The sequence below is a fragment of the Ensifer sp. GW823-FHT05D09 genome, assembly GCF_058795755.1.
This window is the reverse complement of the sequence record NZ_JBXAIA010000003.1, coordinates 119,090-144,999: the sequence shown is the minus strand read 5'-3', so window position 1 is coordinate 144,999 and position 25,910 is coordinate 119,090. Positions and strand designations below refer to the sequence as shown.

The following is a 25,910-nucleotide window of genomic DNA, read 5'->3' as shown; positions in this document are numbered from 1 at the left end:
ATGCAAGCGGTCGCGGATCGCGAATATGCCTATTTCTGTGCCGTAGGCGCCTTCGACCCGACAGATATCACTAATGCAATCGGCCTTGATCCCAGCGAAAGCTGGGCAACGGGGGAAGGGTTTTTCGCACGGGGGCATGCCTTCAGGCGGGCACAGTCACGCTGGAAGCTCGATAGCGGGCTGGACGATACGCATCCGCTGAACCAGCATGTCAGATCTCTGTTGGATGCCCTCTCGCCCTATCGTGAGGGGCTGCTGCACGCCGCGACCATGGCCAAGCTTCAGATCACCTGCGTCGGCTACTATCAGCAGAGTTTCGGCTGGGGGTTGGACTTTGAGCTTCAGAAGCTTGCCACCGCCTTGAGCATTGGCTTCTGTTTCGACATGTACAGCTTTGGCGATCATCACGAAGAGATCGTCGCGTTGCGGGAACAGGTGTGCGTTCGCAGCCAAAGGCCGTAGGGCCGCGGTCAGCGGCGGCGATTTGAGCCGGATGATTGCGGTTCGCACGATACGAGAAGCAACTGCAGGACGTCCGGCCCTTCGCTCCCCGAACAGTCTCGGCATCTCTGTTTTTCAGAGCGTCCTGCAAGACGCGAATTTGATGAGACGACCGATATGAAAGACATTTTCGTCGTTACCCACACGCAGTCCATCCATCACGAAGAGGATAGGGTGGGAGGCTGGTACGACACCGACCTGACGGCGCGGGGCCAAGAGGATGCGGCGGCGACGGCCGAACGGCTGCTGGCGTTGATTGGTGACAGAGACGTGGAGATCCACAGCTCGGATCTTCGTCGGGCTTCGCAGACGGCGGCAGCCATTGCCAGGCGGTTCCAACGGCCGGTGGCCGAGACCGCGGATCTCCGGGAAATCAGCTACGGCGTGGCCGGCGGCAAGCCCCAGGCGTGGCTCGACGCGCGCTATAGTCCGGCGCCCGACGACAACCGGCTCGATTATCCCTGCGGGATCGATGGCGCGGAAACGCGCCGCGACGTGGCCGCCCGCGTCTATCCCCGCGTGAACGCGATCGTCGAGCGGCCGTGCGAGACGCAGATCATCGTCACCCATGGCTTCACGTTGACGCTGGTTCTCGCGGCCTGGATGAAGGTGCCGATCGATGCCTGCGGCTTCCTGAGCTTCCCGGCAAAATCGGGCAGCATCACGCATCTACGCCAGGATAACTTCTTCCGAAACCGGGCGGTCGTCAGCCTGGCGGATGCTTCACACCTGATGTGCTGAGCGCCGATCGCCCTTGCAAGGGGTGCTCAATTTCCACCACAGATATCAACGGCAAGACTGCTATAGGTTGAGCCAATGTTTTCCCATATATGCGGCCAATGACATCTCAGACCAGTTTCCGTGAGCGCATCGCGCTCTATGCCCTCCTGACCTCGCTCACCTCCATCAGCGTCGATGCGCTGTTGCCGGGGCTGCGCCAGATCGGCGCCGATGTCGGCGTCGCGCCACCGCTTTCCACCCAGCACATCATTTCGCTCTTCATCCTCGGCATGGCATTCGGGGAATTGCTGCTGGGCCCGCTCTCCGACGCTATGGGGCGAAAGAAGGCGCTTGTTCTCGGCCTTGGCGTCTATGCGCTCGGAACGGTCATCGCCATGGTGGCCGGCTCGCTCGAGATGGTCATTCTGGGCCGGCTGCTGCAGGGGGTCGGCGTGTCCGGGCCGAAGATCGCCACGCGCGCCATGATCCGCGACCAGTTCGAGGGTGACGCAATGGCCCGGGTCATGTCGTTCGTGTTCACGCTCTTCATTCTCGTGCCGATGCTGGCTCCGGCCTTGGCGCAGGGCATCATCGCCATCGGCGGCTGGCGCAGTGTCTTTGCCGTCTATCTTGCCGTGGCGGGCCTTCTCGGGGTGTGGCTGGTGCTGCGGCAGCCGGAAACGCTGCCGCCAGCCAAACGCATTCCCTTTCGCCCAAAGCTTCTCCTGCTGAACGGGCGGCGCATCCTGTCGAACCGGCGCGTGACGCTCTTGATCGTGGCGACCGGAATGGTTTTCGGGGCGCAGCTCCTCTATCTCAGCACGGCGGCGGATCTGTTCTTCGATGCCTACGGGATCGGCCAGACCTTTCCCTTGTATTTCGCGATGCTGGCGACAGGCATCGGGCTTGCCTCGTTCCTCAACGCGAAATTCGTGCAGCGCCTCGGGGCGGAGACGATGGCGCGATATGGCTTTCTCGGTCTGGCCGCAGCCGGACTGGTGATGCTCACGGTATCGGCTTCCTGGAGCGGACGGCCGCCCTTACCTCTGCTGATGGCGCTCGGCTTTGCGGCGTTCTTTGCGATCGGGGTGCTGTTCGGCAACCTGAACGCCATGGCAATGCGCTCGCTTGGCCAGGTCGCGGGGCTGGGCGCATCGTTGATCGCTTCCGGATCCAGCCTGGTGGCGACCCTGTTTGCGATTGCAATGGGTGCCTTCTACGACGGTACGACGCTGAACCTTTCGGCCGGCTTCTTCCTTGCCGGCATCAGCGCGCTTGCCCTGGCCGAGATCGCGGTGCGAGGAGACGTGGCGCCGGTAGAGGCCGCTCGATAGACGGCGACGCAAGCCGCGCAGCGCCGATGGAGCCGCTGTCGCCGTTTCGCAGGGGCTGCCTCGAACGCGCAGCATCTCGGCTTTCGGATGTTTCACAAACTGGGTGAAACGCTAATCGTTATGGACGACGGAAATCTTGTTTCCCGAGGGGTCGCGCATATAGGCGGCGTACCAGGTGGGCCCGTAATGTGGGCGCGCGGCGGGCGCGCCTTCATCTGCTCCGCCATGGGCCATGGCCGCTTCGTAAAAGGCATCCACTTCCGCACGGGATTTGACCATGAAGCCGACCATGGCGCCATTTCCGGCGCTTGCCGGTTCGCCGTTGAAGGGTTTGCAGACCCACAGGACAGGTCCTGCGCCTGCTCCACCTTCGGAATAGGCGCGCCAGCCCGGAAAATCCGTGTGCTTGCTCCAGCCGATGGTCGCCAAGGCTGCGTCATAGAAGGCATTGGACGTGTCGGAATCCAGTGCGCCCACTGTCATGTAAACGGTCATGATCTCCCCCATTTCTCGGTCGTGGAACCGACGGGATCTATATCGCGATGTCGTGAACATAACAAGAACAAAAACGCGAATACGCTATTTCTGGTTCAAGAGCCTGATCGGTCGTCGGCAGGGCAGGCAGATCTGGAACAACGTTCCCGGACTTCTCCGCAAACGATGAGCCCGGCGCAAACGGCCGGGCCCACCACGTTTCTATGAGCGCCGATCAGCCGGCAAGCCTTGCCCTGCTGGCGTCGAGGAAAGCGGTGAGCGGCAGTGGCGTGGCGCCGGTCAGGGTCGTCACGTCGCTCGTCACCATATCGATATGGCCCTCACGGGTGTTGGCGTCGAAAGAGACGACGATCGGGATCAGGAAGTCGGGCAGGCCCGCACCCTTCAAGCCGCCCGCCAGCGCGTCGTCGGAGATGTGCACGACGTCGAGCGGCTTGCCGGCGGCCTTGGAGACGAGGGCTGCGATCTCGTCGGTCGAGCGCAGCTCGGGTCCGGTCAGCGTGTAGGTGCGGCTTTCGCTCCCTGCGGAAAGCAGGGCGGCTGCGGCGGCCTTTGCCGCGTCGGCGCGGGCGAGATGGGCGAGGCGACCCTGGCCGGAGGACGAGTACCACTGTCCGGTTTCAAGCGCATGCGGCAGCGCCATGAACAGGTTTTCCATGTACCAGCCGTTGCGCAGGATGGTGTAGGGGATGCCGGTCGCCTTGATGGCGTTTTCCGTGCCGAGGTGGTCCGGCGCAAACGGGATGACCGAGGTTTCCGGATTTGGCATCGAGGTGTAGAGAATGTGCTTCGCCCCGGCCTTCTCAGCGGCGGTGACGGCGGCCAGGTGCTGGCGCAGGCGCTTGCCCGGCTGGTCGAGTGCGTCGGTGGAGATGATCAGGATGCGGTCGGCGCCGGCAAAAGCCTCGTCGAGGGAGGCCGGATCGTCGAAGTCGGCAACGCGTGCCTGTACGCCCTTGCCGACATAGTCGGACAGCTTTGCCGTGTCGCGGCTGGTGGCGATGATTTTGGCGGGCTCGACCTTGCCGGATGCCAGGAGCGCATCGAGCACGAGCTTGCCGAGCTGGCCGGTGGCGCCGGTCACGAGCAGTGTATCGGACATGAACTTTTCCTTTTCTCTGTGGTGCCAGCCGATCGGCTTCGGGAGGGAAAGCGGGTCTGCCGGTATTGGTCTCTTTTTGAGAGTTGCTCTAATCTAGTAATCTGGTAAGAGCTGTAAAGGAGGCAGTTTTTTCTGCTGTGGTTACAAAAAGGGTACCGTCCCCCGCGTCGAACAGGCGGAGAAAGGCAGATACCGATGAACAAGCTGACCGGTGATGTGAAGGGCAAGCGCGTGGCGATGGTCTGCGGCGTGCCGATGGATGTCGAAAACTGCCCGGTGCGCGATGTCATGGACAATATCGGCGGCAAGTGGAATTCGCTGATGATCCTGTCACTCGCCGACGGCGCCCTGCGGTTTTCCGAACTGCGAAGGCTGATCCCCGATATTTCCCAGCGCATGCTGACGCAGACGCTGCGCGACCTGCAACGCGACGGCTATATCAGCCGCACGGTGTTCCCGACGCAGCCGCCGAGCGTGGAATATGCGCTGACCGATCTCGGGCGCTCGCTGTTGGATTTGCTGAAGCATTTCGTCGACTGGTCGCTTGCCAACCACGGTGCCATCCGTTCGGCCCGCCAGGTGTATGACGCGGCGTCCTGAGGGGGCGATCGTCCGGTCTGCCGGAGAGGTTCGTTCAGCCGCCTCACCTTTGGGTGCGCTCTGCCCCTCACCCTAACCCTCTCCCCGCAGGCGGGGAGAGGGGACGAGCGATGCGGCTGCATCATCACCTGGCATCTATTGTCAAAGAGCGGAGTGACTGAGAGGCGCTGTCGCGGGACGAGCGTGTGCCGCGATGTCCCTTCTCCCCGCCAGGCGGGGAAAAGGTGCCGGCAGGCGCATGAGGGGCGGTTGCGTCCCGCCGCGTGCGCGCGCCATGCGCGACGCCATGTCCCGGCAAGGCAAGCTTGCCGTAGCGCCTTGATTTTCCCTATAGTTTGCCGATGGATCGAAGCCAGACATCGATCCGGCGCCATTACGAGGGACCATGAAGACACTGACTATCGGCATTGCCGGTGCCGGCCCGGCGGGGCTCGCGGCAGCCCTGCTGCTTGGCCGGCAGGGCCATCGGGTGGAGCTGCTCGAACGTTTCCAGGAGCCGTCACCTGTCGGTTCCGGGCTGATGCTGCAGCCGACTGGCCTGACGGTTTTGGGCGCGCTTGACCTGTTGCAGCCGATGCTGATCCTCGGCAGCCGGATCGACCGGCTTTATGGTGCCGACGCGAAGTCCGGCCGGACCGTGCTCGATGTGCGTTACGATGCGATAGCCGGTGGTCGTTTCGGGCTGGCCGTGCAGCGGGCGGCCCTGTTCGGCGTGTTGCACGATGCCGTCGTCGCGGCGGGCATTCCGATGCGCACGGGGGTGACGCTGGCCGCGGCCAGCACGGCGGGCGAAAAAGCGCTGCTGCTCGACGCCTCGGGCCAGGAGGTTGGACGCTACGATCTCGTGATCGATGCGACCGGTGCACGCTCGGCGATCGCAGCCGGGGCAGCGACGGCGCCCGGCGTGCGCGAACTTGCCTATGGCGCCTTCTGGGCGACGCTCGACAGCGACGGCCTTGCCCATGACCCGCACGCGCTGACGCAGCGCTATGACCGAGCCAAGGTGATGATCGGCATCCTGCCGGCGGGCCGGGCGCAAGCCGGGGCGCGCAACCGCGTCGCCTTCTTCTGGAGCGTCAAGGCGGGCGATGCCGATGCCGTGAAGCGCGCGGGTCTCGACAAATGGAAGGCGGGCATTCGCGGGTATTGGCCTGAATGTGCGCCCTTGCTCGACCAGATCGACGATTGGGAGCAGCTGACACTGGCGCGCTATGCCCACCGCACCATGCGCCCGCCGGCGTCGGGCCGCGTCGCCTTCGTCGGCGACAGCGCGCATTCGACAAGCCCGCAGCTGGGGCAGGGCGCCAACATGGCGCTGATCGATGCGGCGACGCTGGCCCACACGCTATCCGTGACTGATGATCTCGACGCCGCACTTGCAGCCTACGGTCGGGCGAGGCGCAACCACATGGCGCTGTTCCAGATGTTGTCGCTGGCCTTCACCCCCTTCTACCAGTCGGATTCGGTGGCCCTTGCCTGGCTGCGCGACCGGCTGGTGGCGACGATCGCCCGCATTCCGCCTTCGCCGGCGCTGCTCGCTTCGATCGTCTCGGGCACGCTGATCGATCCCTTCGCGGCCGCGGGGCTGAAGGAGTGCGACTGGGCGCGTGTTAAGGACGAAGGTCATCGGTCGAGCGTGGCAGCGGCGGTGCCGGTGCCGGTGCCGGTGCGGGCCTGAAGCGTCCTGCCTCAGAGCACATTCACGGCGCGCGCCTGTCAGGCGCGTCTGCTTGCCCCCTTGTCCTTCGCCTTACCCATGTCCTTGCCCGGAGAGGTTGGGCAGTGTCGGCTGAAATGCGTTGGGGGCGGCGCATCCAGGCTGTATAAGGCCGCCTCTTGCGACGAGGCCGTACGGCTCGATTCGCCCCATGACGAGGATGCCCATGACTGTATTCGTGTCTGCCGTTCTGGTGCATGTCGCCGATGTGGAGGCGGGGCTTTCCTGGTACCAGCGTGCCTTCCCGAGCGCCGAACGGCGCCGGCTGGAGGCTTTCGATTTCGAATATCTGAAGATTGGCTCGACCCATCTGGAAATCGTGCCGGCGGATGAGAAGGTGGCAAGCGGCGCGGCCGGTACGGTCGTCTATTGGCAGGTCGAGGATTTCGACCGGGCGCTTGCCCATTTCAACGATCTGGGCGCACCGCTCTATCGCGGTCCGCTGGCTATCGAGGACGGGTTGTGGATGTGTCAGGTCCGCGACCCCTGGGGCAATTGCATCGGCCTTCGCGGGCCTCGCAGCGGGGCGCAAGGCCTCTAAGGGTCAAGGTCTACCGTTCGCAAAGTGAGTCGCGAACGCGTCGTAGCGCTTTGTTTTTGCATATGTTCGTGGAGTTAGGCGGCCTTGGCTTCCAGGCCCTGCAGAGCGCGCGTCAAGGCGTCGTAACAGGCGGGGTCGAGGCCGGCCCCGACATCGGCTGCCATGATCGCCAGCGCCTTCGAGGCCGGCATGGCAGCGCGGTAGGGTCGGTCGGCCGTCAGCGCGTCGAAGATATCGGCGACCGTGACGATGCGCGTTTCGAGGTCGAGTTCGCTGCCTGAGAGGCCGTTGGGATAGCCGCTGCCGTCGAGTTTCTCATGATGATTGCGGGCGATTGTAGCGAGCCTGCGAAAAGCGTCGATCCGCTCCAGGATGGCGGCGCCGAGGTCGGGGTGGCCCTTCATCGCGGCCCATTCCTGCGGGTCGAGCTTGGCAGGCTTGTCCAGAACCTCGTTGGAAACGCCGAGCTTGCCGATGTCGTGCAGCAGTGCGCCACGCACCAGCCAGCGTTTGCGGGCGCGGCTGAAGCCGAGCTCCGTCGCGATCAGGTCGGCAAAGAGCGCCACGCGCTTGCTGTGGCCGCTGGTAAACGGGCTCTTGGCGTCGATGACCTGGGCAAAGCCGTCGGCGATGTCGTCGAGCAGGTCCTCGTCCACGGCCTGTGAAAACCCGGCCGGCTCAAGGGCAAAGACGCGGTTGTCGAGCTGTGGGTTCTCCAGTGCCGACCAGAAATCGGGGTCAGCCGCGACGTCTTCGAAGACCGAAGCCAGATGCGGGTCGAACCACTTGCCGGCTCGACGACGCACTTCGCGACAGGCGGCCTTGCGGCCGGAGGTGATGTAGAAGACGTCGACGACCTGCGCGAGAAGTGCGATGCGCGCCAGCAGAGAGATCTCCGCACCCTTGCGCCCGAGCGGTTGGCCGCGGCCGTCCCAATGTTCGTCGAGATCGAGGATAGCGCGGGCGACCGGCTCTGAAAAGCGCATGCGGCGGGCGATCTCGGCGCCGCGTTCGCAGCGGGTTTCGATCAGCTCCCGGTCGATCTTGCCGCCGCTCATCGCCAGGTTCAGCACCGTGCGCAGCTTGACGGCGAGGCCGGAGCGCACGGCGGTGTTGGCCGCGATGAAGCCGAGAACCTGGGTGAAGCTGTTGTCGATCAGCTTGACGTTGCGCTTGAAATCATGGTCGCTGGTGGCAAACAGCTTGCAGATGCGGGCCGCGTTGCTGCTGCAGCCGAGGTCCTTCAACAGCAGGGTGTAGTAGAGATCATGTTTCTCGGCGTCTGAAAGGCCGAGCCTTTCGCCAAGATGCATGCCGATCCAGCAGCAGCGCACGCTATGGCCCGCCGGCTGGCCGTCCGTCAGGTCGAGCGCGTAGCTGAGCGCGCTGACGATTTCCGCAAGCCGCAATTTCTGCGGCTGACGCTCCGGCCGCGATATGCCCGCCATGCTCACGCAATCCCCAATCCCTGCAATCTTTCCTTAGCCGCCAAGGGGTTAAGGCGGGCTTAGGGCTTGTCACGAAAAGCGCCTCAGTCGGGTTTCCCCGGTAGCAGGCCGATCCGGACGTGTCTGGCCGTGATTAAGCCGGTCACTCCGTAGCTTGCATCCCACTCAACGCGGAAATGCTCGTCCACCTTGGTGATTTCCAAATCGAAGATGATGCCCGGTACCATATCGAAATCGGTACAATTGATCGCGGTCACGCCCTCAAGGGTAAGAGTGACTATCGCGTGCTTGTCGAGGACGAAGTAGCCCTTGGCATCCACCTCGTCCGTCATATTCCAGGCGTGAATGCGCAGCAGCCCGGCTCCGTTACTGGAGACGGTTATCTCAAGCAGTTTGGAATCATGGAAGCGGGGTACGCGCCCGAACCACTCAAACAGCGCATTTCCACCAGGGATGTCGTGCAGGACGGACGTAGAAGGCATTGCAGCTCGCGAACGGGGGGGGAGTGGTCGGCATAACCCTGTATCAAAAGGGCCATCGAAGCTTTTTGGGGGTCCTGCCACGTGAATTGCGACAAGCTGTCGGCAGCGTAGCCGAAAGAGCTGCGTTGTGCCAGCGACGTGACCGACGCCGAATGAGGGGCTTCTCGAACCGCTTCCAGCGCGTTCCTGCTATCAGCGCCGATCTTGTTCCTAGCCGTTGAAAGAGAGCGGCAATGCAATCTCTTCTGCGCGCTGCTCGGGCAGCCTCTGCGCTTCCGAGACGACCTCATGTGGAAGAAGGCCAACCACTGACCCCGATGGTGGGCCGGGAGCGCTGCGGGCGCGAGGCCTCAGCCGCCGGCTCGATCATCAATCGCCAGACGGCCAAGACCTGCGAGAGCGAAGGGCCGCGCGCCTATGGTGCCGGCAACTAGATCAAGGGGGCGAGCGCCGGGCGCCCGTCGAGCATCGCTAGATGCCTGCCTTACGCCGCCCGACGGAGATCCTCTTCGCCGAGGGCAAATTCTACGGCGGCGTCTGCGTGGATCGCGGTCGAATCGAAGCCCGGCAGCGGCAGAGCCTTCGGGTCGAGGATCAGGCAGATCTCGGTGCAGCCGAGGATGACGGCATCTGCCCCTTCGGCCTCGGCCTTGTCGATCAGCTCGACCAGCGCCCTGCGCGAGGTGCCAAGCACCTTGCCGGCGCAAAGCTCGTCGAAGATGACGTTGTGCGTCAGCGTGCGACCGTCCGCGTCGGGCACCATCACCTCGATGCCGTGGCTCTTCATGCGCTCGGCGTAGAAGCCGTGTTCCATGGTGTAGCGGGTGGCAAGCAGCAGCGGCTTGCGGATGCCGGCGGCCTTGAGGCGGGCGGCAGTCTCGTCGATGATGTTGATCAGCGGGATGTCGACGGCCGCCTGAACGGCGTCGGCAATCAGGTGCATGGTGTTGGTACAGATCAGCACGCAGTCGGCGCCGGCGCCCTTCAGCCCGCGGGCAACCTCGGCGAGCCTTCCTGCGGCGTCATCCCAGCGGCCGGCCTTTTGCAGGTCGACGATCGACTGGAAATCGACGGAGTGCAGCAGCACCTCTGCCGAATGCAATGCACCCAGCCGCTCGCGAACGGCCTCGTTGACCATGCGGTAATAGACCACCGAGCTTTCGAAGCTCATGCCGCCGATAAGGCCGATCTTGCGCATTTCCATCATCGCTTTCCCTGTGCCTGTCGCCACTCGCTTTGGTGCTTTGCGGCTGTCGTTCGATTGAGGGAAATATGCCGGATCTTCTTCCGCAATGGTTTGCTTATATAGCGAGAGAATGGCATTTTGGCGCGAACGATTTGCGTCATGTCAGTGGATTGTGCAAACATGCCGCGTGCATGCGAATTGAAATGGGAGTGATCAGCGTGATTGACGAGAGAGACCGGAAGCTCCTGGCGCTGTTGCAGCAGGATGGCAGCATGCCGGTCGGCGAACTTGCCGACCGGGTGAACCTTTCGCTTTCCGCCTGTTCACGCCGGATCCAGCGGCTGGAGGAGGCGGGCTACATCGCCAGGCGCATCGTCGTTCTTGACCGCGAGCGCATGGGCGTGCCGACCACCGTGTTTGCGATGATCAAGACCGCGCATCACTCCGACGAATGGATCGAGACCTTCCGCAGGGCGATCAGCGACATTCCCGAGATCGTCGAGGCACATCGATTGACCGGAAACTACGACTATATCGTCAAGGTGGTGCTGCCGCGGGTCGAGCATTACGACGTGGTCTACAAACAGATCGTGCGCAAGGTCGAGCTGTTCGACGTTTCGGCGTCGATCTCGATGGAAATCCTGAAAAGCGGCACGGCGGTGCCGGTCGATTATGCGGAGTGACGGCGCGGACGCGACAGCCTCTGCCGTTACGATTGGACCAGGAATACCAGCGTTTCCGGCAGCACGCCGTCATGCGCCATCGCATCGGCCGCCGGTTTGGTCTGCATGAAGGCGTCCAGCTTTGCCATGTCGGCAACATCCATGACCAGGCCGACGCGGTTGGACGCCTTGATGTCGACGAATGTGCGGATATTGGTCACGCCGATCGGTTCGAATATCTGCTTGCGCAGAGGGGATGCCAGCCAGTGTTTGGTGTCCTTGACATCGTGATAGACCATGATTGTGGGCATGGTGGCCTCCCTTCGGGGTTGGACGCAAATCCAGGTGCACTTCTGCGATGTGCCGCCTTCCCTTAAACGACAAGACGAGTGTGGCTGTTTTCGGCCAGTCATCCCAAAGATATGTCGGACATCCGTTCGGATTAGCTCGGACATAATGCGACCGCGGGCGCGGCGACTATCCGACCGGCCGCGATGACGGTCCATTCGACGCTGCCAAAAAAATGACGGACCCGAACCATGATCGCTGGTTCCAAGGGTCCGTCACGCAGAACGGGTGAATTTGGTGTGCCCCGACCCTTGGTGGGGTCTCGGGCGACCCCGGTCGGGGCCGCCTGTGCTGGCATGCAGGCTGTCGTGTGGTTTAAAGCGACAGGCCTGGTGCGTTGTCCTTCGAGTGTTCCGGCGCATTCACATGTCGGTGCCGGCAGTGTCGATCCTGGGGGCAGGCTGTTTGTTTCAGATAAGGTTGGTCTCGACGTCGATGTTGCCGTGCGTTGCCTTGGAATAGGGGCAGATGGCGTGGGCCGCATGGATCAGCTCGTGGGCGACGTCGCGGTCCAGTTCCGGCAGGCTGACATTGAGCCGTGCACGCAGGAAGTAGGAGCCGTCATTGACGTTCAGATCGATCTCGGTGTCGACAGCGAGACCTGCCGGGAGCTTGATCTTTCTCTGCAAGGCGGCGACCTCGATCGCGCCGATGTAACAGGCGGACCATGCAGCACCGAAGAGGTTTTCGGCAGCCGGGTGCGGCTGTGCCAGCTTGAGTTCGAGCATGCCGTCGCTGCTCTTAGTGCCGCCGTTGCGGCCGCCGGTGTTGTGGGTCTTGCCGGTGAAAAGAAGCTTCTCGGTCATGGTGGTATCCTTTCTGGTTAAGTTTTATCGCATCCGCTTCAATCGGATGCGAGATAAATATGCCAAGTGAAGTGGGATGTCAATACCGTTGCGATTTAATCGGATACGATTTATATAGAGGCGACACAGAGGACAATGGAACAGGATATACCGATGCCTACATCCCCGACAGCAAAAGGTGCGCAAGCCGCTCAGTCTTCCGCAGCGCAGGCCGAGACCGGCGGCAGGAAGCTTTCGAACTTCCTGTGCTTTGCCGTCTACTCCGCCAATCTCGCCTTCGGCCGCGCCTACAAGCCGATCCTCGACAAGCTCGGCCTGACGTATACCCAGTACGTGACGATGGTGGCGCTTTCGGAAGAAGACGAGCAGACCGTCGGTGCGCTCGGCGAAAAGCTCTTCCTGGAGTCGAACACGCTGACGCCCATCCTCAAGAAGCTCGAGGCCGAGGGCTATCTGCAGCGCCGGCGCGATCCGGCCGACGAACGGCAGGTGCGCGTGACGCTGACGCAGGCCGGCCACAGGGTGGTCGAAATGGACCCGGGTGCAGCGCTGACGGATGCGACCGGTCTTGGGGACGATTTTCCGGTCGTGCAGCAGACAGTGGCGACGCTACGCGACAATCTCCTGCGCGCAACGCAGGGCGGTTCCGGGAAAGTATAGCGGACGGTGGCGGGGGCGGGCAGATCTACCACGGCCCCGCCCGTGCGAGATGCTGAGGGGCGGCCAGGGCCGCTCCAGAGCCACACGCGTGGCTGGGTGGACGTCGCATAGCGTCGATGAAGAGAGCGGGTTTGCGTCCTTGCGCCGACCTTGAAGGCGAGGCTCAATAGATGCGTTCTTAGCCAGGCCGGGAGAAAAGGCCTGGCGAGGAGATCAGCTGGGGCTGCGTGAGCAGCAGAGGGGCTTCTCCCGTCCTCCCAGCACCAAGCCGGCTCCATTGGGCATGGCCGATGACTTGGGAAGCGCGTGGACCGATCTGCCCTGCCGACGTCGAGCGGCATGCAAACACACCGCCATTGTTCGACACAGGGCAAGGTATACCCCGCCTGCCTCAATGTGTCGGTGGCTGTGAATTCATGCGTCCTCTTCCTGGCATCATCACGCCGCAGCAAGCCCGGCTGGCGCCAGCATCTCGGCGGCCTTGGAGTAGCCGCCGTCCATTCCATCCAGGAAATGCAGATGCGAATCCGGCTTGGCCGAGGGAACCAGGCAGGTCATCAGCGCGTGAGACTGGCGATGCAGTCCGAAATTGACCTCACCACGGTGCCTGGCCGCGACAAGAAGGGTTTCGACCCGATCGATCTGTTCGCGCGTACAGTCGAGCGTCAGGCGCAAGCCATCGTCGTACTTGCGGAAATCCGAACCGGCCGCGACCGTCGACCAGCGTTTTGGATCGACTTGCGTGCGCTCGTCCTTGGGTATGCCGATGGCATCCGGTACCGGATTGGATTGCCGCGGCCCGGCCTCAAGCACGGAGAGAACGCGTCTCGCCAATGAGACGAAACCTTGAGCGCCTGACTGTGCCGTCGGCTCGACCAGCAAGGATAAGATTTCACCGCGCTGGCTCGCAAACGGCTTCCACTCGCATCTGAGGCCGGTCAGGTTCGGCTGCGCCGTGTCCATGTGCGGCTTTACCAGATAGCGCCCGCGCTTGATCTCGTTCTCGGCCCACTTCAATCCGCCGCCGGCAAACATGGTGTAGGTGGCGTCCTGCGAGGCCGCGTAGCGCGCGATCGTCACATCGCGCCCGTTGGCGCGAACGTCGCGCACGGACAGCAACCCCGTTCGAAGGGCCAGGCCAAGGCTGCGCTTTGCAAAGGTGGCGACCTGCCGCAACGCCGATGTGGCGGTTGCGGCAGCCTCAGGCGGCAACGCGAATGCTGCCCCATCGCCGCGAAAGACGAAGGGAAAATCGAACGTGCCCCAGGCATTGCCGAAAGCGGCAATCGCCGAGGCGCCGGCGAAGTTGACGTCCTCGTAGCGACCCGATCGGGTTGCCGAGGTCGAGTCGACGACATCGGTGATGGCAATCAGCCAATCATCGGGCAATGGCTCATAGATGGCCGGGTCGAGCACATCGGAGAATTGGCTGTGGGCTTGCTGTGGCTGAACTTGGTCACTGTGCATCATGTTCTCCAGGTCGACATGAAGGCGGTCAGGTCTGCCGGGCAGCCGGCAGACCTGACCGGATCGCGTTCAGACCAGATTGGTGGCTACATCGATGTTGCCGTTCGTCGCCTTGGAGTAGGGACAGATCTTGTGGGCGGCATGGATCAGTTGATGGGCGATATCCCGGTCGAGGCCCGGAAGGCTGACATTCAGCCTGGCGCGCAGGAAGTAATTGCCGTCATCGACGTTGAGATCGATCTCGGCGTCGACCTCGGCTCCCGCGGGAAGCGTGATGTTTCTTTCAGACGCGGCGACCTGAACCGCGCCGATGTAACAGGCCGACCAGGCGGCGCCGAACAGGCGTTCTGCGGCCGGATGCGGCGCGGATAGCCGGATGTCCAACTGGCCGTCGCTGCTGCGGGTGCCGCCGTTGCGGCCGCCGGTGTTGTAGGTCTTGCCGGTGAAAAGAAGCTTCTCGGTCATAGCTGTATCCCGTTTCTGGATTAATTCATGTCCGATTAGTTCGGATGCGATGTAAATACAGAAACGAAATTCGGATGTCAATCAAAATCCGATTTAATCGGATGCGAGGTATTATGGGGAGGGTTGCCTGGCCACACCGACGGGCAGGCAGCTCTCCATGGAATTGGCCGAGCAGACGGTCCTGCGCCTCACGCCACCCGTGTCCTTTCCGGGCCGCGATCGCCTGGCGGCAGCGCCTGCCGGCAGAAGCCGTCTCATCCCGGCGAGGGGTGCCTTGCGTGACCTTCGTGGCGTCCAGCCGATGGCGGACGTTGGGGGCTCACGGGCCGCTAGGGGGCGGAGGGGGAGGAGCGATTGTCCGGGCTGCGGCATGCGGCTGTTTTCCGGCGGTTCAAGCCGTCAGCTCGGCAAAGACCAGCCGGAAGCATGCCCCGCCACTTGGCGAGGTGAGAATGCGGATTTGCGCGCCGTGGCGCTGAACGATCTGCAGAACAAGGTTCAGGCCGAGACCGGCGCCCCGATCGCGCGGCTTCAACCGATGAAACGGCTCGAAGACACGCTCCCGCTCCGCTTCCGGAATTCCAGGCCCATCGTCACTGATCTCGATCACCCGGTCGCATGCCACTCGCACGATGATCGAGCCCTGGTTTCCCGCATGCTCGATCGCATTCTGGATCAGATTGGCGATGGCGCGCGCAAGCGACGCCGGATCGCCCTGGATCGGCGACCGCTCCACCTCGGGCTCGAAGGAAAGGTCATAGCCCTGGTCGATCGCGAGCGGGGCGAGGTCGGCAGCGACGTCGCGGCACAATTCGACCAGATCGACCGGCGTCAGCGGCTTGGCATTGGCTTCAAGCCGCTGCAGGTCGAGCAATTGTTCAGCAAGCGCCGAGATCCTCTCGCAATCGGCGATCAACCGATCGCGATCGGGGCCAGCCGCCAGAGAATCGAGCCGCGCCTGCAGGATAGCCACCGGCGTGCGGATCTCGTGCGCCGCATCGAGGATGAAGCGCTGGTGTCGATCATAGGCGAGGTCGAGCCGATGGAGCGCGCCGTTGATGCCCTGGACGAGGGGCCGGACTTCGCTCGGAATGGCCGTTTCCGTCAGCCGGTAACTCCGCCGGGCAATATCGATGCCGTCGGTTTCGCGCGCCAGCTGCGAGATACCCTTGATGGCACGATTGACGATCAAGGGGACGCCGATCACCGTGACGAGCGCCAGCAGAACCAGCATCGGGGCGAGCGACACCTTGGAAAAGGTGAGAATGAGGGATTGCTCGTTCATGAGTTCACCCTGTCCGAAGACGGTGAAATCGCCGGCCGGGCTCGATCGGCGCCTGAGGACTGCAAGATAGGGCGAGGGATCGCCGACATCGCGGATATCCGAATAGGTCATCCGGTCGAGTGTCTGGCTGATGCCCTTGTAGATCTCCGGGATCTCGCCGATCTGCAGGATCTCGCCCCGGTCGCTGCGGGCGATGAACCAGAATTTGGGATGTCTGGCGAGCACATCGGCCAGCTTGTCGGTTTTGGCGAAGGCAAGCTTGCCGTCCGGCCGTCTCTCTATCGCCGCAAACGCCGTCTCGACCGGTGCCGGGCCGATGAGCACGCCGCCTTCGTCGGCAACGACCAGCAGGGTGACGAAGGAGAGACCGAAGACGAGCAGGATCGCCAGTTGCAAGACCAGAAGCTGCGCGATCAGGCGCTGCTTGAGGGACCGTGGCCAGAGCTTTCTCACCATCTGCACCCCATTGTTAGACTGGCAACGCGGTGCATCGAGCGCTTGCGGCCAATGCAGTTTTTATCGCATCGCGACGTTTGCAAACACTGGATTGCACGGACATTGCACGGATATCTTTGACCGCATTTCGCGGCGGCTGAGGCGTGTCGGCGATATCGGGAGATGGTGGGATTGGCGCAAGGCGCGCCATGCGCAGGCGCACTGCACGGTAGCCCATCACCCTATTGCAGGTCCGCGCCAAGCGCCATATCCGATTTTGCAAGGGTGACATCCAAAGCGGGCTGTTGTGCTGGTGCGCGCGTGCTCCACATTTGAGAAAAGTCAAATCGGGATCAGGACCATGCAGGACAGGCATCATGTCGTCGTCGTCGGTGGAGGATTTGGCGGGCTGCAGCTCGTCAACGGGCTTGCGGGTGCACCGGTACGCATCACGCTGATCGACCGGCGAAATCATCACCTGTTCCAGCCGCTGCTCTATCAGGTCGCCACCACGCTGATTGCCACCTCCGAAATCGCCTGGCCGATCCGCAACCTCTATCGCGACCGACCGGAGGTGACGACGCTGCTCGGCGAAGTGACCGGTGTCGACGCCGGCGCCAGGACCGTAACGCTCAAGGGCGGGCAGGCGATCGGCTACGATACGCTGGTGCTTGCGACCGGCGCGACCCACGCCTATTTCGGTCACGACGAATGGGAGCCGGTGGCGCCGGGGCTGAAGACGCTCGAGGATGCAACCACGATCCGCCGCCGCGTGCTGCTTGCCTTCGAGCAGGCGGAACTTGAAGAAGACCCTGTCATCCGCCAGGCGCTTTTGACCTTCACCGTGATCGGTGCCGGGCCGACGGGCGTCGAGCTTGCCGGCATCATCGCCGAGATGGCGCACCGCACGCTGCCCTCCGAGTTTCGCCGCATCGATACGCGCCAGGCTCGCGTGATCCTGGTTGAGGCGGGACCTCGCATCCTGGCTGCCTTCAGCGAGGACCTGTCCGAGTACGCCCGGCGCGAACTGGAACGGCTTGGTGTGGAGGTTCGAACCGGAACGCCGGTGACGGCCTGCACGGCGCAAGGCGTGACGATCGGCGAGACCTTCGTGGCCAGCCGCACGCTCGTTTGGGCCGCCGGTGTCCAGGCATCACCCGCCGCCCGCTGGCTCGGCATTGCCGAGGACCGGGCGGGAAGGGCAATCCTCGGTGCCGACCTAAAGGCGCCCGGCCATGACGATATCTTCGTCATCGGCGACACGGCCAGTGTCACCTATGACGGCGGCAAGCCGGTGCCGGGCATCGCACCCGCCGCCAAGCAACAGGGCGCCTATGTCGCCAAGGTCATCCGTGCCCGCCTTTCAGGGGCCAAGCAGCCGGGCGACTTTCGCTATCGCCACCAGGGGAGCCTGGCGACGATCGGCCGGCGGGCGGCGATCATCGATTTCGGTCGCTTCAAGATGAAGGGCGCGCTTGCCTGGTGGATCTGGGGCATTGCCCATATCTACTTCCTGATCGGCACGCGCAGCCGCTTTGCCGTCGCCTGGAGCTGGTTCTGGACCTATCTCAGCGGCCAGCACAGCGCCCGGCTGATTACCCAGAAGGAGACCCTGCGCGACGGGCAATAGCGCCAAGGCAGGGCTGCGGTTCGAGCGATGCTGGCGACGGAAGTAGCGCGCCCAACACGCTCGCGGCCACCGTCCGATGGGTCGATGACGGATGCCGACGGGCGTCAAGGCGCGCCCAGGTGACGCCAACGATGGTCCCATGCGGTGTCAGAAAGTCTTTGCTTTACAAGCATCAATTGTATGCTAACTCTCTGATGTAGGATCGATAATCTGATCTGCGTTGGGGAGACGGAGATGGCAGACCTAGTGCATCCGAAAGCGATCGAACATCTGCCGATGTTCATCACAGCGCCTGGGCAGACCGATGTTCTGTTCAATGTCGTCGTGGTTTTCCTGCTGCTCGCGATCTTCATGCTCGGCATCTTCTACCTGCGCCTGCATGCTCTGCCCGAGCAGATGGCCCATGGCGCGAGCAAGGCGAAGTTCGAGGTCGTGGCGGTGCTGGCGCTGATCGCGCTGTTTACCCACAACCATCTCTTCTGGATCGCCGGGCTGCTGCTGGCGCTGATCGATCTGCCAGACTTCTGGTCACCCCTCAGATCGATCGCGCGCTCGCTTGAGAAAATGTCGGGTCGCGAGCCGGAGCCGGAGCCGGACGCTCACGGACATGTCCCTGCCGTCCACACAGCCGTTGCCGAACCGGCGACGCCTGTCGTGGAAACCACGGTCGTTTCGACCTCGACCCACGGGAGGGCATGAGCCATGTTCGAGTTCCTGCTCTGCTCCATGCTGACCATCCTTCCCGACTACCTTTATCGCCGCTATGTCCAGGACAGGCGGTTCGGCCGCGAGATCACGCTCTATTCCGTCTGGTACGAACTTCGGTACGGCATCACCGCCTGCGTGATCCTCACGCTGTCGCTGATCACTCTGATCTTCTATTTCCATCCCTCGACGAAGAACGTCACCTCGGCATTCCGGACGGTCGCGATCCTGCCTGAGACCGGTGGCCGCGTGGTGGAGATCTTTGCCACGCGCTACGAGAAGGTGGAGGCCGGCCAGCCTCTGTTCAAGCTCGACAGCACCGAGCAGGAGGCCGCCGCCGAAGTCGCGCGCCGGCAGATCGCCGAAGTCGATGCCCAGATGGCGGTCTCGCGCACCGAGTTGACCGCCGCCGACGGCGTGATCGTGCAGGCCGAAGCCGCCGTGAGGCAGGCTCAGGACGAGTACGATACGCAGGTCGAATTGAACCGGCTGAATGCCAACGTGGTCGCACGGCGTGAGATCGAACGCCGGCAGGTCGCGCTCGAAGGACGCAAGGGCGCGCTCACGGCTGCCGTTTCCAACAGGCAGACGCTGGAGACGAAGATTTCGTCCTTGCTGCCGTCGCAAAGGGCGAGCGCCGAAGCGGCCCTGACGCAGGCCGAAGTCGACATTGCCAAGACGACGGTACGTGCCGGCGTGTCCGGCACCGTGCAGCAGTTCACGCTTAGGCCCGGCGAAGTCGTCAATCCCATGCTGCGGCCGGCGGGCGTTCTGGTGCCCGAAGATGCCGGCCGGGCGCGGCTGGTGGCCGGTTTCGGGCAGATCGAGGCGCAGGTGATGAAGGTCGGCATGATTGGAGAGGCCACCTGTGTCGGCGTGCCTTTCACCATCATTCCCCTTGTTGTCACCGAGGTGCAGGACGTGATCGCGTCGGGTCAGGTCAGGGCGAGCGACCAACTCGTTGATGTCACGCAGATATCTCAGCCCGGCACGCTCACCGTGGTCATGGAACCGCTGTTCCCCGGCGTGCTCGACGCTGTTCCGCCCGGCAGCAGTTGCATCGCCAACGCCTATACCAACAGCCATGACGAGCTGGAATCGCCCGATACCAGCTCGCTGCGCTGGTTCTATCTGCATGTGGTCGACGCGGTTGGCCTGGTGCACGCGATGATCCTGCGTATGCAGGCGGTGATGCTGCCGGTGCAGACGCTGGTGCTGGGCGGGCATTGATGGCGCTGCCCTGTCTGGAACGGCAGGCGGTGCAGCCTTCACTGCCGAACAAGGGGTGTTGCTTGACGCACGCTGCGGGGCGTTCCGTACCGTTAGGGTATCTGGCCCGACGGTTGCCGCACCTGCCAAAAAATGGGCTGCTCGACAACCAGCGTCGCCTGCTTCAGTCCCTGCGCAAGGTGAACCGCAATGTGTTCGCCCGCAAACAGATGCGTTCAATCCGGCGGCTCTCGCCGATCATACCGGGCAGGCGGTAAGATAGTCACGGCCTGAAGCACGCGCAGGGACCGGCCAGCGGGTCACGCGTCCTTGCTTTTTGCCGCTTTTGCTCGCGTTCCCGAAGACGTCTTCTTCTTCGCCTTGGCCTGGTTGAAGTCGATGGCAGCGCGGATGAGGTTTTGGAATGCGCGCTCGTCGATTTCGTCGCCCTCGAAGAAATCGATCGCCCGCCAGACCTTGCCGTTCAGGCCGTTGTTGAACAGGTTTTCAGGGTCCGGCAGGCTGGCGCCGTGGGAGAAGGTCAGCTTCACCTTATCCTTGTGGGCGTTGCCGACGGCGATGATGCCGTCACGAGACCACACCGGGCTCCCCATCCACTTCCATTCCTCAACGATGTCCTTGTCGGTCCCAAGGATGAGCTTACGCACATTGGCGAGTGTCTTGCCGCGCCAGTCGTCGGTGTTGGCGATCAACTGGTCGATATGCTCAGATGCATTCATTGGGTCTTCATCCTCCAACTTCCGGCGCGGCTTCATCTGACTGCAACAACAACAACGCCTGGTTCGGCTGGGCGCGAGACGTTGTCTTAGCTTTTTGACGTGTGGACTGAGAAAATACTGCCGCACAATGCCTCAAATCGGAATCGATTCAAGGCATTGTGCGTGCGGATTAATGCGTTTCTGCGCCGTAAAGCCCAACGCGGCACCGTCATCCAACCAAGCCGAAAGCGGTGCGCTGGCCCGGCCCCCGGAAAAGGCTTGGCCTCGTCTCGAGGATTGATCGGGTTGGCGTGCGTTCTTTACATCCAATGGGTTCGGGTGCTGCGTCGCGCTCAGGCAGCCGTTGCGCCATCGGTCGCAAAGCGCCTTCAGCTTTCATCGCCGGATGATGTCGCCATCGTCCACGGTTCCCATATCTCGTCGGGGCTGCCACCCTGGCGACGGTAGAAGCGTTTCGCAGGCTCGTTGCCGGCAAGCACGGTCCAGTTGATGCGCGGCGCGCCGATAGCGGCGGCGTGGCGTTTCAGGGCGGCGATGAGGGCAGCGCCAGCGCCTGATGAGCGTGCGCCGTCCTCGACGAACAGTTCCTTCAACACGACCGTCGGTTTCAGGTCGTAGGTCCAGGGAATGGCATAGTGCACGGCGATGCCGATCACGCGACCGTCGAGTTCGGCGACGAGGACGCCGAAGCGCGGGGTGTCGCATAGGCCATGGTCGATCAGGTCCTGTTCGGTGACGGCGAACCTGTCGATGTAGCCCTCGAACACGGCGAGGCCGCGCATCAGCTCCAGCACCTTGGGCACATCGCGATTGTCGAACGGGCGGACGGAAAGGCAATTGGTCATCGGGTTCCTTAAAGGGGCAGGGTCGGCGTCGATGTTCCTGCCGTCTACCTTGGCGTGTTTGCGTTGATCCGCCAAGGCCGCCTGATGGCGGCCCTTCCGTCTCGTATCCGCCGCCGTCAGGCGGCCAGCAGCAACTGCGGCTCGCCGGGGGCTGTACCCGAAGCGAAGGCGAAGCCCTCGTCTTCCCAGCCGGTGATGCCGCCGATCATGATCTTTACCGGTCGCCCGAGCCGGGCGATCTTCAGCGCTGCCTGGTCGGCGCCGTTGCAGTGCGGACCCGCACAATAGGCGACAAACAGGGTGTCATCAGGCCATTCGGCCATGCGCTCTGCAGTGATCTCGCGGTGAGGCAGGTGGATCGCGCCCGGCACATGGCGGCGGGCGTAGGCAGCCTCGGTGCCGACGGCGTGCAGCAGCACGAAGTCCTGCTCGCCGCTCTTGAGGGCATGGGCGACATCGGCGCAATCTGTCTCGACGCTGAGGCGCCCGGCGAAATGGGCCATGGCGATCTCGGGCGCTGCGGCTGGGGTTTCGGTGACGTAGCTCATCTGGCTCTCCTGTGGCTCTGGTCTTCAGCGGTTGACGAGGATGGTTGTAACAACGTCGGAGAGGGGCTGGCAGATGGCAGGTTTGCCATATATGCTCAAGATCATGCCAAAACCATCCACCTCACCCCCGTCGACCGCCAACCCGCTTGTTGTCGCTCTTGCCTATGATGGTCTCTGCACCTTCGAGTTCGGCGTGGCGGTGGAAATGTTCGGCCTGCCGCGTCCTGAAATGGGCGAGGGCTGGTATCGCTTCGCCGTCGCGGCGATCGAGCCGGGGGAGTTGAGGGCGACCGGCGGCATCCGGATGGTGGCCGATGGCGGGCTCGATCTTCTGGGTGAGGCGGGCACCATCATCGTGCCCGGCTGGCGCGGGGCCGATACGCCGGTGCCCGAAGCCCTGTGCCAGGCGCTGCGCGCCGCGCATGCCCGCGGCGCGCGGGTGCTTTCCATCTGCTCCGGCGTCTTCGTGCTGGCGGCAGCCGGCCTGCTCTTTGGCCTGAGGGCAACGACCCATTGGCGCTATACGGACAAGCTGAAGGCGGCCTATCCCGACGTCGAGGTGGTGCCCGATGTGCTCTATGTCGACAGTGGCACGGTGCTGACGTCTGCCGGCAGTGCCGCTGGCATCGATCTCTGCCTGCACCTCATCCGCCGCGATTTTGGCAGCGAGGCGGCAAACCGGGTGGCCCGACGCCTCGTCGTGCCGCCGCACCGCGATGGCGGGCAGGCGCAATATATCGAAAGGGCGGTGCCCAAGGTGCACGAGAGCGCACGCCTCGGCCCGCTGATCGACCGGATGCGCGCTGAGCTCGGCGAGGATTCTTCGACGGCCGTGCTTGCCAGATCCGTGGGCATGAGCGAGCGCACCTTCCTGCGCCGCTTCGAGGCGGCGACCGGCACCACGCCGGCACGCTGGCTGCTTGGCGAACGGCTGGCGCGGGCCCGGCAACTGCTAGAGGAAAGTGCGCTCGGCATCGAGCAGGTGGCCGAAGTTTCCGGCTTCGGCTCGACCCAGACGCTGCGCCACCATTTTCGCCAGCAGCTTTCGACGACGCCCGCCGCCTATCGCGCCATGTTCGGGCGGATGGGGACGCCTGCAAGCGGGCTTGCCGAAGCCAGCGTGGAGTGATCCGTCAGCGACCACGCTTCTGGAGCGCTTCCCTTGCAATCGGTGCCGTCGAAACCCTCTATCTGTTTGTTTCTCCGTGAATCCTGGCGAAAAATCGCTGCGCGCTTCTGCCGGAATTGCTCGAGGAATGCATAGCCTTGCTCTCGACGGAACAGGCGACGTGCACGTGCAATTTTGCTTCCTCAGCGTGACGATCCCGGTGGCAGACCGTTTTGCAACGCTCCCATCAAGACCTGTCGATTGATCACCGGATACGGCGATCAATCTATCCTCCCTGCTGTCACTTTTGCGATTGCAGCCTTGATGGTCGCCCGGCCATCGAAGGTGTGGCCGCCTTGGGTGGGCGGGTTGATCTTCTGTTTCTTCGCAGGCCCCGCGGGACCACATCATATGTTGGGCTCCGGGTGCACGCTCCCGGAGCCCTTCGTTGGATTTACGGCTGCAGATTGACGGTCAGCCTTGCGATTTCGCCATTGAAAGCGAAGGGCACCTGATAATCCGTTTCTTCTACGCCTGTGCGGGTATCGACGCCGACATCGAAAGTCTCATCCCAAGGCATGAGCGCTGGAATCGTGTGCGGTATTTTCGCATTCGCAACCTCCTTGCCGTCGACCTTCAGGACGCCAGTGCCGCCCTTGCCCATGCCGGGTCCGTCAGATTTGAAATCGAAGACCAGTGTGTGCTTGCCCGATGAAAGGGTGTCCTGACCTTGCCAACGGAAGCGCTCCATATTGACGAAATTATACAGAAACACGGGCTTGCCCTTGAGCAGATAGAACCCGTATCCACCGAAGCGGCCCCCTGTGGTGACGAGCATACCTTCGCCGCCGTCTTCAGGAACGGTTATCTCTGCGGTGATCGTATAGGACTTGTTGATGACGCTTGGCGCATTGCTCGTCGGGATACCTGACATCACGCCGCCGTAACTGAACTCCGTCCGCCCGGCAGTGGCGCTCGGTCGTGGCGTCGTAAGGCGCTCCAGGATTGAGTTGTCCAATGGGAAGACGTCGTATTTTGCCGCTTCCATCAGAAACAGCTCCTGCATCTGATGCAACTTTTCCGGCATTTTTGCTGCAAGGTCGTTGTTCTGCGAATAATCCTCCGTGAGGTTGTACAGTTCCCATTTGTAGCCATCGACGACGTCGGGCATCGCGGTCGTGCCCATCAACCAGGGTGCTGCAGGCGGCGTCGTGCAGGCATACCAGCCATCGCTGTAGATGCCGCGATTGCCGAACATTTCAAAGTATTGGGTTTTGCGGGCAGATGGCGCCTGGGCATTGTCCCAGCTATAGGCCATGCTGACGCCTTCGATCGGTTTTTGCGCAACGCCATCGACCATCACCGGCGCAGGAATGCCCGTCGCTTCGAGGATGGTCGGAACGATATCGATCATGTGGTGGAACTGAGTGCGAACGCCACCGGCCTGCTTGATCCGTGCCGGCCAGGACATCGCCATGCCCTGACGCGTGCCGCCGAAGTGCGAGGCAACCTGCTTTGTCCACTTGAACGGCGTGTCAAAGGCCCATGACCACGCCACCGACATATGCGGATAGGTCTGGTTCGAGCCCCAGCTATCAAAGAACTTCATCTGAGCCGCAACCGGCATCTGCATGCCTTCGATTGTGATAAGCTCGTTTGGCGTTCCGAGCACGCTTCCCTCGGCGCTGGTTCCGTTGTCACCCTCGATATAGATGACCAGGGTATTGTCGAGTTTTCCAAGGTCATCGACGGCCTGGATCACCCGTCCGATCTCGTGGTCCGAGTAGGCCACGTAGGCAGCATACACCTCGGCCTGGTGGGCAAACAGCTTCTTGCTTTCTGCGTCGAGAGAATCCCATGTCGGCAGGCTATCTGGCCATTCGGTTAGCTGCGTGTTGGCGGGAATGACGCCAAGTTTCTTCTGATTGGCGAAGATCTGCTCGCGCAACTCGTTCCAACCCATGTCAAATTTGCCCTTGAACTTGTCGATCCATTCCTTCGTGGGATGATGGGGGGCATGGGTGGCGCCGGGCACGTAGTAGACGAAGAACGGCTTGTCAGGTGCTGTCGCATTTAGTTGCTTGATATGATCAATCGCGTTGTCGGCTGTGTCCGTTACGAGATTGTACCCGGGCTTGCCGGTCCAGGGAAAAATCTGGGTCGTGTTCTGAAACAGGTACGGCTCCCACTGATTGGTATCTCCTCCCATGAAGCCGTAGAAATAGTCGAAGCCCATTCCCGTCGGCCATTGATCGAACGGACCAGCGGTGCTGTATTGAAAAGCGGGGGTGTTGTGGTTCTTTCCGAACCAGGACGTGGCGTAGCCGTTCTGCTTCAGGATCTTGCCGATCGTCGCGTTCTCGATACCGATGATCGAGTCATATCCGGGATAACCGGTCGCCTGCTCAGAGATGACGCCGAAGCCCGCCGAATGATGATTACGGCCAGTGATCAGCGCGGCGCGCGATGGGGAACAGAGCGCGGTGGAGTGGAACTGGGTAAAGCGCAAGCCGGCGTTTGCAACACGGTCCAACGCTGGCGTCGGTATGACGCCTCCGAAGGTGCCTGCAACACCGTAGCCGGCGTCGTCCGTCATGATCAGCAGGATATTTGGAGCGCCCTTTGGGGGCACGATCTGTGCTGGCCAATAGGGCTTGGAGGTCTTCGCGTCGAGACCGATTTCTCCACCGAAGGCCGCTGGCGGGTTCGGCAAGTATCGGCCGTCGATCGTCGTTGTTGCACTGGGCGAGCCAGGCACGCCAGTGGTTTCCTGCGCATTGGCGTTGAAATTCGGAGTTGCCGTCAAACTCAAGGTAGCAAGAAACAGCGTTCCAAGTCTTAACATTGTCGCTTCTCCTCTGCTGAAACAGA

Annotated in this window: 26 protein-coding genes and 1 pseudogene; 13 read left to right on the top strand and 14 right to left on the bottom strand. The window is 62.7% G+C overall.

Features of this window, described 5'->3' with window-relative positions; translation table 11 throughout:
• The 3 genes from AC1Q80_RS11100 to AC1Q80_RS11090 all read left to right on the top strand — a co-directional run bounded on the left by AC1Q80_RS11100 (position 1) and on the right by AC1Q80_RS11090 (position 2,555).
• A complete protein-coding gene (locus tag AC1Q80_RS11100; RefSeq protein WP_492360463.1) occupies positions 1-462 on the top strand; it encodes a DUF4279 domain-containing protein in 462 nt (153 codons plus the stop codon).
• Positions 463-618: 156 nt separating this feature from the next.
• A complete protein-coding gene (locus AC1Q80_RS11095) occupies positions 619-1,242 on the top strand; it encodes a histidine phosphatase family protein (protein WP_492360462.1) in 624 nt (207 codons plus the stop codon).
• 98 nt (positions 1,243-1,340) lie between these two features.
• Positions 1,341-2,555 (top strand): multidrug effflux MFS transporter, encoded by a 1,215-nt coding sequence (locus AC1Q80_RS11090; RefSeq protein WP_492360461.1) that lies wholly within the window; start codon positions 1,341-1,343, stop codon positions 2,553-2,555.
• A gap of 111 nt (positions 2,556-2,666) precedes the next feature.
• Here the strand turns inward: AC1Q80_RS11090 and AC1Q80_RS11085 are convergent, their stop codons facing one another.
• Together AC1Q80_RS11085 and AC1Q80_RS11080 are read right to left on the bottom strand one after the other, a co-directional pair.
• Positions 2,667-3,050, bottom strand: coding sequence for a VOC family protein (locus tag AC1Q80_RS11085; RefSeq protein ID WP_209790770.1), 384 nt, complete (start codon positions 3,048-3,050; stop codon positions 2,667-2,669).
• 214 nt (positions 3,051-3,264) lie between these two features.
• Positions 3,265-4,152 (bottom strand): SDR family oxidoreductase, encoded by an 888-nt coding sequence (locus tag AC1Q80_RS11080; protein WP_492360460.1) that lies wholly within the window; start codon positions 4,150-4,152, stop codon positions 3,265-3,267.
• Between the two features lie 195 nt (positions 4,153-4,347).
• Here AC1Q80_RS11080 and AC1Q80_RS11075 point away from each other — a divergent pair, with 195 nt between their 5' ends.
• From AC1Q80_RS11075 to AC1Q80_RS11065, 3 genes are all read left to right on the top strand, one after another.
• Complete coding sequence (locus tag AC1Q80_RS11075) at positions 4,348-4,752, top strand: winged helix-turn-helix transcriptional regulator (RefSeq protein ID WP_492360459.1); 405 nt, start codon at positions 4,348-4,350, stop codon at positions 4,750-4,752.
• A gap of 385 nt (positions 4,753-5,137) precedes the next feature.
• On the top strand, positions 5,138-6,430 hold the full coding sequence (locus AC1Q80_RS11070) for an FAD-dependent oxidoreductase (protein ID WP_492360458.1): 1,293 nt from the start codon (positions 5,138-5,140) through the stop codon (positions 6,428-6,430).
• Between the two features lie 205 nt (positions 6,431-6,635).
• A complete protein-coding gene (locus AC1Q80_RS11065; protein ID WP_492360457.1) occupies positions 6,636-7,010 on the top strand; it encodes a VOC family protein in 375 nt (124 codons plus the stop codon).
• 74 nt (positions 7,011-7,084) lie between these two features.
• On the opposite strand, the gene AC1Q80_RS11060 is transcribed toward AC1Q80_RS11065, so the two are convergent.
• Together AC1Q80_RS11060 and AC1Q80_RS11055 are read right to left on the bottom strand one after the other, a co-directional pair.
• A complete protein-coding gene (locus tag AC1Q80_RS11060) occupies positions 7,085-8,458 on the bottom strand; it encodes an HD-GYP domain-containing protein (RefSeq protein ID WP_492360456.1) in 1,374 nt (457 codons plus the stop codon).
• Between the two features lie 83 nt (positions 8,459-8,541).
• Positions 8,542-8,940: a hypothetical protein gene (locus AC1Q80_RS11055; RefSeq protein ID WP_173420513.1), complete on the bottom strand. Its 399-nt coding sequence runs from the start codon at positions 8,938-8,940 to the stop codon at positions 8,542-8,544.
• Between the two features lie 270 nt (positions 8,941-9,210).
• Here AC1Q80_RS11055 and AC1Q80_RS11050 point away from each other — a divergent pair.
• Positions 9,211-9,368, top strand: a pseudogene (locus tag AC1Q80_RS11050) (IS5/IS1182 family transposase); the annotation flags it as partial.
• Between the two features lie 56 nt (positions 9,369-9,424).
• Here the strand turns inward: AC1Q80_RS11050 and AC1Q80_RS11045 are convergent.
• Entirely contained in the window at positions 9,425-10,144 is a 720-nt protein-coding gene (locus AC1Q80_RS11045) for an aspartate/glutamate racemase family protein (RefSeq protein WP_492360791.1), read from the bottom strand.
• A 200-nt stretch (positions 10,145-10,344) separates the two neighbouring features.
• Between AC1Q80_RS11045 and AC1Q80_RS11040 the strand changes: the two genes are divergently transcribed.
• Positions 10,345-10,809 (top strand): Lrp/AsnC family transcriptional regulator, encoded by a 465-nt coding sequence (locus AC1Q80_RS11040; RefSeq protein WP_173420510.1) that lies wholly within the window; start codon positions 10,345-10,347, stop codon positions 10,807-10,809.
• Positions 10,810-10,835: 26 nt separating this feature from the next.
• On the opposite strand, the gene AC1Q80_RS11035 is transcribed toward AC1Q80_RS11040, so the two are convergent.
• Positions 10,836-11,099 (bottom strand): hypothetical protein, encoded by a 264-nt coding sequence (locus AC1Q80_RS11035; RefSeq protein WP_173420509.1) that lies wholly within the window; start codon positions 11,097-11,099, stop codon positions 10,836-10,838.
• Positions 11,100-11,546: 447 nt separating this feature from the next.
• Entirely contained in the window at positions 11,547-11,942 is a 396-nt protein-coding gene (locus AC1Q80_RS11030) for an Ohr family peroxiredoxin (protein WP_173420508.1), read from the bottom strand.
• A gap of 153 nt (positions 11,943-12,095) precedes the next feature.
• Between AC1Q80_RS11030 and AC1Q80_RS11025 the strand changes: the two genes are divergently transcribed.
• On the top strand, positions 12,096-12,602 hold the full coding sequence (locus AC1Q80_RS11025; RefSeq protein ID WP_173420507.1) for a MarR family winged helix-turn-helix transcriptional regulator: 507 nt from the start codon (positions 12,096-12,098) through the stop codon (positions 12,600-12,602).
• A gap of 438 nt (positions 12,603-13,040) precedes the next feature.
• Here AC1Q80_RS11025 and AC1Q80_RS11020 read toward each other — a convergent pair whose 3' ends face one another.
• The 3 genes from AC1Q80_RS11020 to AC1Q80_RS11010 all read right to left on the bottom strand — a co-directional run bounded on the left by AC1Q80_RS11020 (position 13,041) and on the right by AC1Q80_RS11010 (position 16,275).
• The gene (locus AC1Q80_RS11020; protein WP_492360790.1) at positions 13,041-14,069 is read right to left on the bottom strand and encodes a DUF3095 family protein; all 1,029 of its coding nucleotides are present in this window, start codon (positions 14,067-14,069) and stop codon (positions 13,041-13,043) included.
• Between the two features lie 69 nt (positions 14,070-14,138).
• A complete protein-coding gene (locus AC1Q80_RS11015; protein WP_173420505.1) occupies positions 14,139-14,534 on the bottom strand; it encodes an Ohr family peroxiredoxin in 396 nt (131 codons plus the stop codon).
• Positions 14,535-14,925: 391 nt separating this feature from the next.
• Positions 14,926-16,275, bottom strand: coding sequence for a sensor histidine kinase (locus tag AC1Q80_RS11010; protein WP_492360455.1), 1,350 nt, complete (start codon positions 16,273-16,275; stop codon positions 14,926-14,928).
• Between the two features lie 340 nt (positions 16,276-16,615).
• Here AC1Q80_RS11010 and AC1Q80_RS11005 point away from each other — a divergent pair, with 340 nt between their 5' ends.
• From AC1Q80_RS11005 to AC1Q80_RS10995, 3 genes are all read left to right on the top strand, one after another.
• Entirely contained in the window at positions 16,616-17,884 is a 1,269-nt protein-coding gene (locus tag AC1Q80_RS11005; RefSeq protein ID WP_492360454.1) for an NAD(P)/FAD-dependent oxidoreductase, read from the top strand.
• 234 nt (positions 17,885-18,118) lie between these two features.
• Complete coding sequence (locus AC1Q80_RS11000) at positions 18,119-18,583, top strand: hypothetical protein (protein WP_492360453.1); 465 nt, start codon at positions 18,119-18,121, stop codon at positions 18,581-18,583.
• 3 nt (positions 18,584-18,586) lie between these two features.
• A complete protein-coding gene (locus tag AC1Q80_RS10995) occupies positions 18,587-19,819 on the top strand; it encodes an HlyD family secretion protein (RefSeq protein ID WP_492360452.1) in 1,233 nt (410 codons plus the stop codon).
• A gap of 299 nt (positions 19,820-20,118) precedes the next feature.
• On the opposite strand, the gene AC1Q80_RS10990 is transcribed toward AC1Q80_RS10995, so the two are convergent.
• The 3 genes from AC1Q80_RS10990 to AC1Q80_RS10980 all read right to left on the bottom strand — a co-directional run bounded on the left by AC1Q80_RS10990 (position 20,119) and on the right by AC1Q80_RS10980 (position 21,931).
• Positions 20,119-20,538 (bottom strand): DUF1801 domain-containing protein, encoded by a 420-nt coding sequence (locus AC1Q80_RS10990; RefSeq protein WP_492360451.1) that lies wholly within the window; start codon positions 20,536-20,538, stop codon positions 20,119-20,121.
• 368 nt (positions 20,539-20,906) lie between these two features.
• Positions 20,907-21,383, bottom strand: a complete 477-nt coding sequence (locus tag AC1Q80_RS10985) for a GNAT family N-acetyltransferase (RefSeq protein WP_492360450.1) — start codon at positions 21,381-21,383, stop codon at positions 20,907-20,909.
• A 116-nt stretch (positions 21,384-21,499) separates the two neighbouring features.
• Complete coding sequence (locus AC1Q80_RS10980; protein ID WP_173420497.1) at positions 21,500-21,931, bottom strand: rhodanese-like domain-containing protein; 432 nt, start codon at positions 21,929-21,931, stop codon at positions 21,500-21,502.
• A gap of 73 nt (positions 21,932-22,004) precedes the next feature.
• On the opposite strand from AC1Q80_RS10980, the gene ftrA reads away from it, so the two are divergent.
• Positions 22,005-23,060: a transcriptional regulator FtrA gene (gene ftrA / locus AC1Q80_RS10975; protein WP_492360449.1), complete on the top strand. Its 1,056-nt coding sequence runs from the start codon at positions 22,005-22,007 to the stop codon at positions 23,058-23,060.
• A 433-nt stretch (positions 23,061-23,493) separates the two neighbouring features.
• Here the strand turns inward: ftrA and AC1Q80_RS10970 are convergent, their stop codons facing one another.
• Positions 23,494-25,884: an arylsulfatase gene (locus AC1Q80_RS10970; RefSeq protein ID WP_492360448.1), complete on the bottom strand. Its 2,391-nt coding sequence runs from the start codon at positions 25,882-25,884 to the stop codon at positions 23,494-23,496.
• Between the last annotated feature and the right edge of the window lie 26 nt (positions 25,885-25,910).

What these genes read in the sequence shown, in the direction of transcription:
- AC1Q80_RS11100 (WP_492360463.1), top strand. Translation starts at nt 1, where the DNA reads ATGCAAGCGGTCGCGGATCGCGAATATGCCTATTTCTGTGCCGTAGGC.
- AC1Q80_RS11095 (WP_492360462.1), top strand. Translation starts at nt 619, where the DNA reads ATGAAAGACATTTTCGTCGTTACCCACACGCAGTCCATCCATCACGAA.
- AC1Q80_RS11090 (WP_492360461.1), top strand. Translation starts at nt 1,341, where the DNA reads ATGACATCTCAGACCAGTTTCCGTGAGCGCATCGCGCTCTATGCCCTC.
- AC1Q80_RS11085 (WP_209790770.1), bottom strand. Translation starts at nt 3,050, where the DNA reads ATGACCGTTTACATGACAGTGGGCGCACTGGATTCCGACACGTCCAAT.
- AC1Q80_RS11080 (WP_492360460.1), bottom strand. Translation starts at nt 4,152, where the DNA reads ATGTCCGATACACTGCTCGTGACCGGCGCCACCGGCCAGCTCGGCAAG.
- AC1Q80_RS11075 (WP_492360459.1), top strand. Translation starts at nt 4,348, where the DNA reads ATGAACAAGCTGACCGGTGATGTGAAGGGCAAGCGCGTGGCGATGGTC.
- AC1Q80_RS11070 (WP_492360458.1), top strand. Translation starts at nt 5,138, where the DNA reads ATGAAGACACTGACTATCGGCATTGCCGGTGCCGGCCCGGCGGGGCTC.
- AC1Q80_RS11065 (WP_492360457.1), top strand. Translation starts at nt 6,636, where the DNA reads ATGACTGTATTCGTGTCTGCCGTTCTGGTGCATGTCGCCGATGTGGAG.
- AC1Q80_RS11060 (WP_492360456.1), bottom strand. Translation starts at nt 8,458, where the DNA reads ATGGCGGGCATATCGCGGCCGGAGCGTCAGCCGCAGAAATTGCGGCTT.
- AC1Q80_RS11055 (WP_173420513.1), bottom strand. Translation starts at nt 8,940, where the DNA reads ATGCCTTCTACGTCCGTCCTGCACGACATCCCTGGTGGAAATGCGCTG.
- AC1Q80_RS11045 (WP_492360791.1), bottom strand. Translation starts at nt 10,144, where the DNA reads ATGGAAATGCGCAAGATCGGCCTTATCGGCGGCATGAGCTTCGAAAGC.
- AC1Q80_RS11035 (WP_173420509.1), bottom strand. Translation starts at nt 11,099, where the DNA reads ATGCCCACAATCATGGTCTATCACGATGTCAAGGACACCAAACACTGG.
- AC1Q80_RS11030 (WP_173420508.1), bottom strand. Translation starts at nt 11,942, where the DNA reads ATGACCGAGAAGCTTCTTTTCACCGGCAAGACCCACAACACCGGCGGC.
- AC1Q80_RS11025 (WP_173420507.1), top strand. Translation starts at nt 12,096, where the DNA reads ATGCCTACATCCCCGACAGCAAAAGGTGCGCAAGCCGCTCAGTCTTCC.
- AC1Q80_RS11020 (WP_492360790.1), bottom strand. Translation starts at nt 14,069, where the DNA reads ATGCACAGTGACCAAGTTCAGCCACAGCAAGCCCACAGCCAATTCTCC.
- AC1Q80_RS11015 (WP_173420505.1), bottom strand. Translation starts at nt 14,534, where the DNA reads ATGACCGAGAAGCTTCTTTTCACCGGCAAGACCTACAACACCGGCGGC.
- AC1Q80_RS11010 (WP_492360455.1), bottom strand. Translation starts at nt 16,275, where the DNA reads ATGGTGAGAAAGCTCTGGCCACGGTCCCTCAAGCAGCGCCTGATCGCG.
- AC1Q80_RS11005 (WP_492360454.1), top strand. Translation starts at nt 16,616, where the DNA reads ATGCAGGACAGGCATCATGTCGTCGTCGTCGGTGGAGGATTTGGCGGG.
- AC1Q80_RS11000 (WP_492360453.1), top strand. Translation starts at nt 18,119, where the DNA reads ATGGCAGACCTAGTGCATCCGAAAGCGATCGAACATCTGCCGATGTTC.
- AC1Q80_RS10995 (WP_492360452.1), top strand. Translation starts at nt 18,587, where the DNA reads ATGTTCGAGTTCCTGCTCTGCTCCATGCTGACCATCCTTCCCGACTAC.
- AC1Q80_RS10990 (WP_492360451.1), bottom strand. Translation starts at nt 20,538, where the DNA reads ATGAATGCATCTGAGCATATCGACCAGTTGATCGCCAACACCGACGAC.
- AC1Q80_RS10985 (WP_492360450.1), bottom strand. Translation starts at nt 21,383, where the DNA reads ATGACCAATTGCCTTTCCGTCCGCCCGTTCGACAATCGCGATGTGCCC.
- AC1Q80_RS10980 (WP_173420497.1), bottom strand. Translation starts at nt 21,931, where the DNA reads ATGAGCTACGTCACCGAAACCCCAGCCGCAGCGCCCGAGATCGCCATG.
- ftrA (WP_492360449.1), top strand. Translation starts at nt 22,005, where the DNA reads ATGGCAGGTTTGCCATATATGCTCAAGATCATGCCAAAACCATCCACC.
- AC1Q80_RS10970 (WP_492360448.1), bottom strand. Translation starts at nt 25,884, where the DNA reads ATGTTAAGACTTGGAACGCTGTTTCTTGCTACCTTGAGTTTGACGGCA.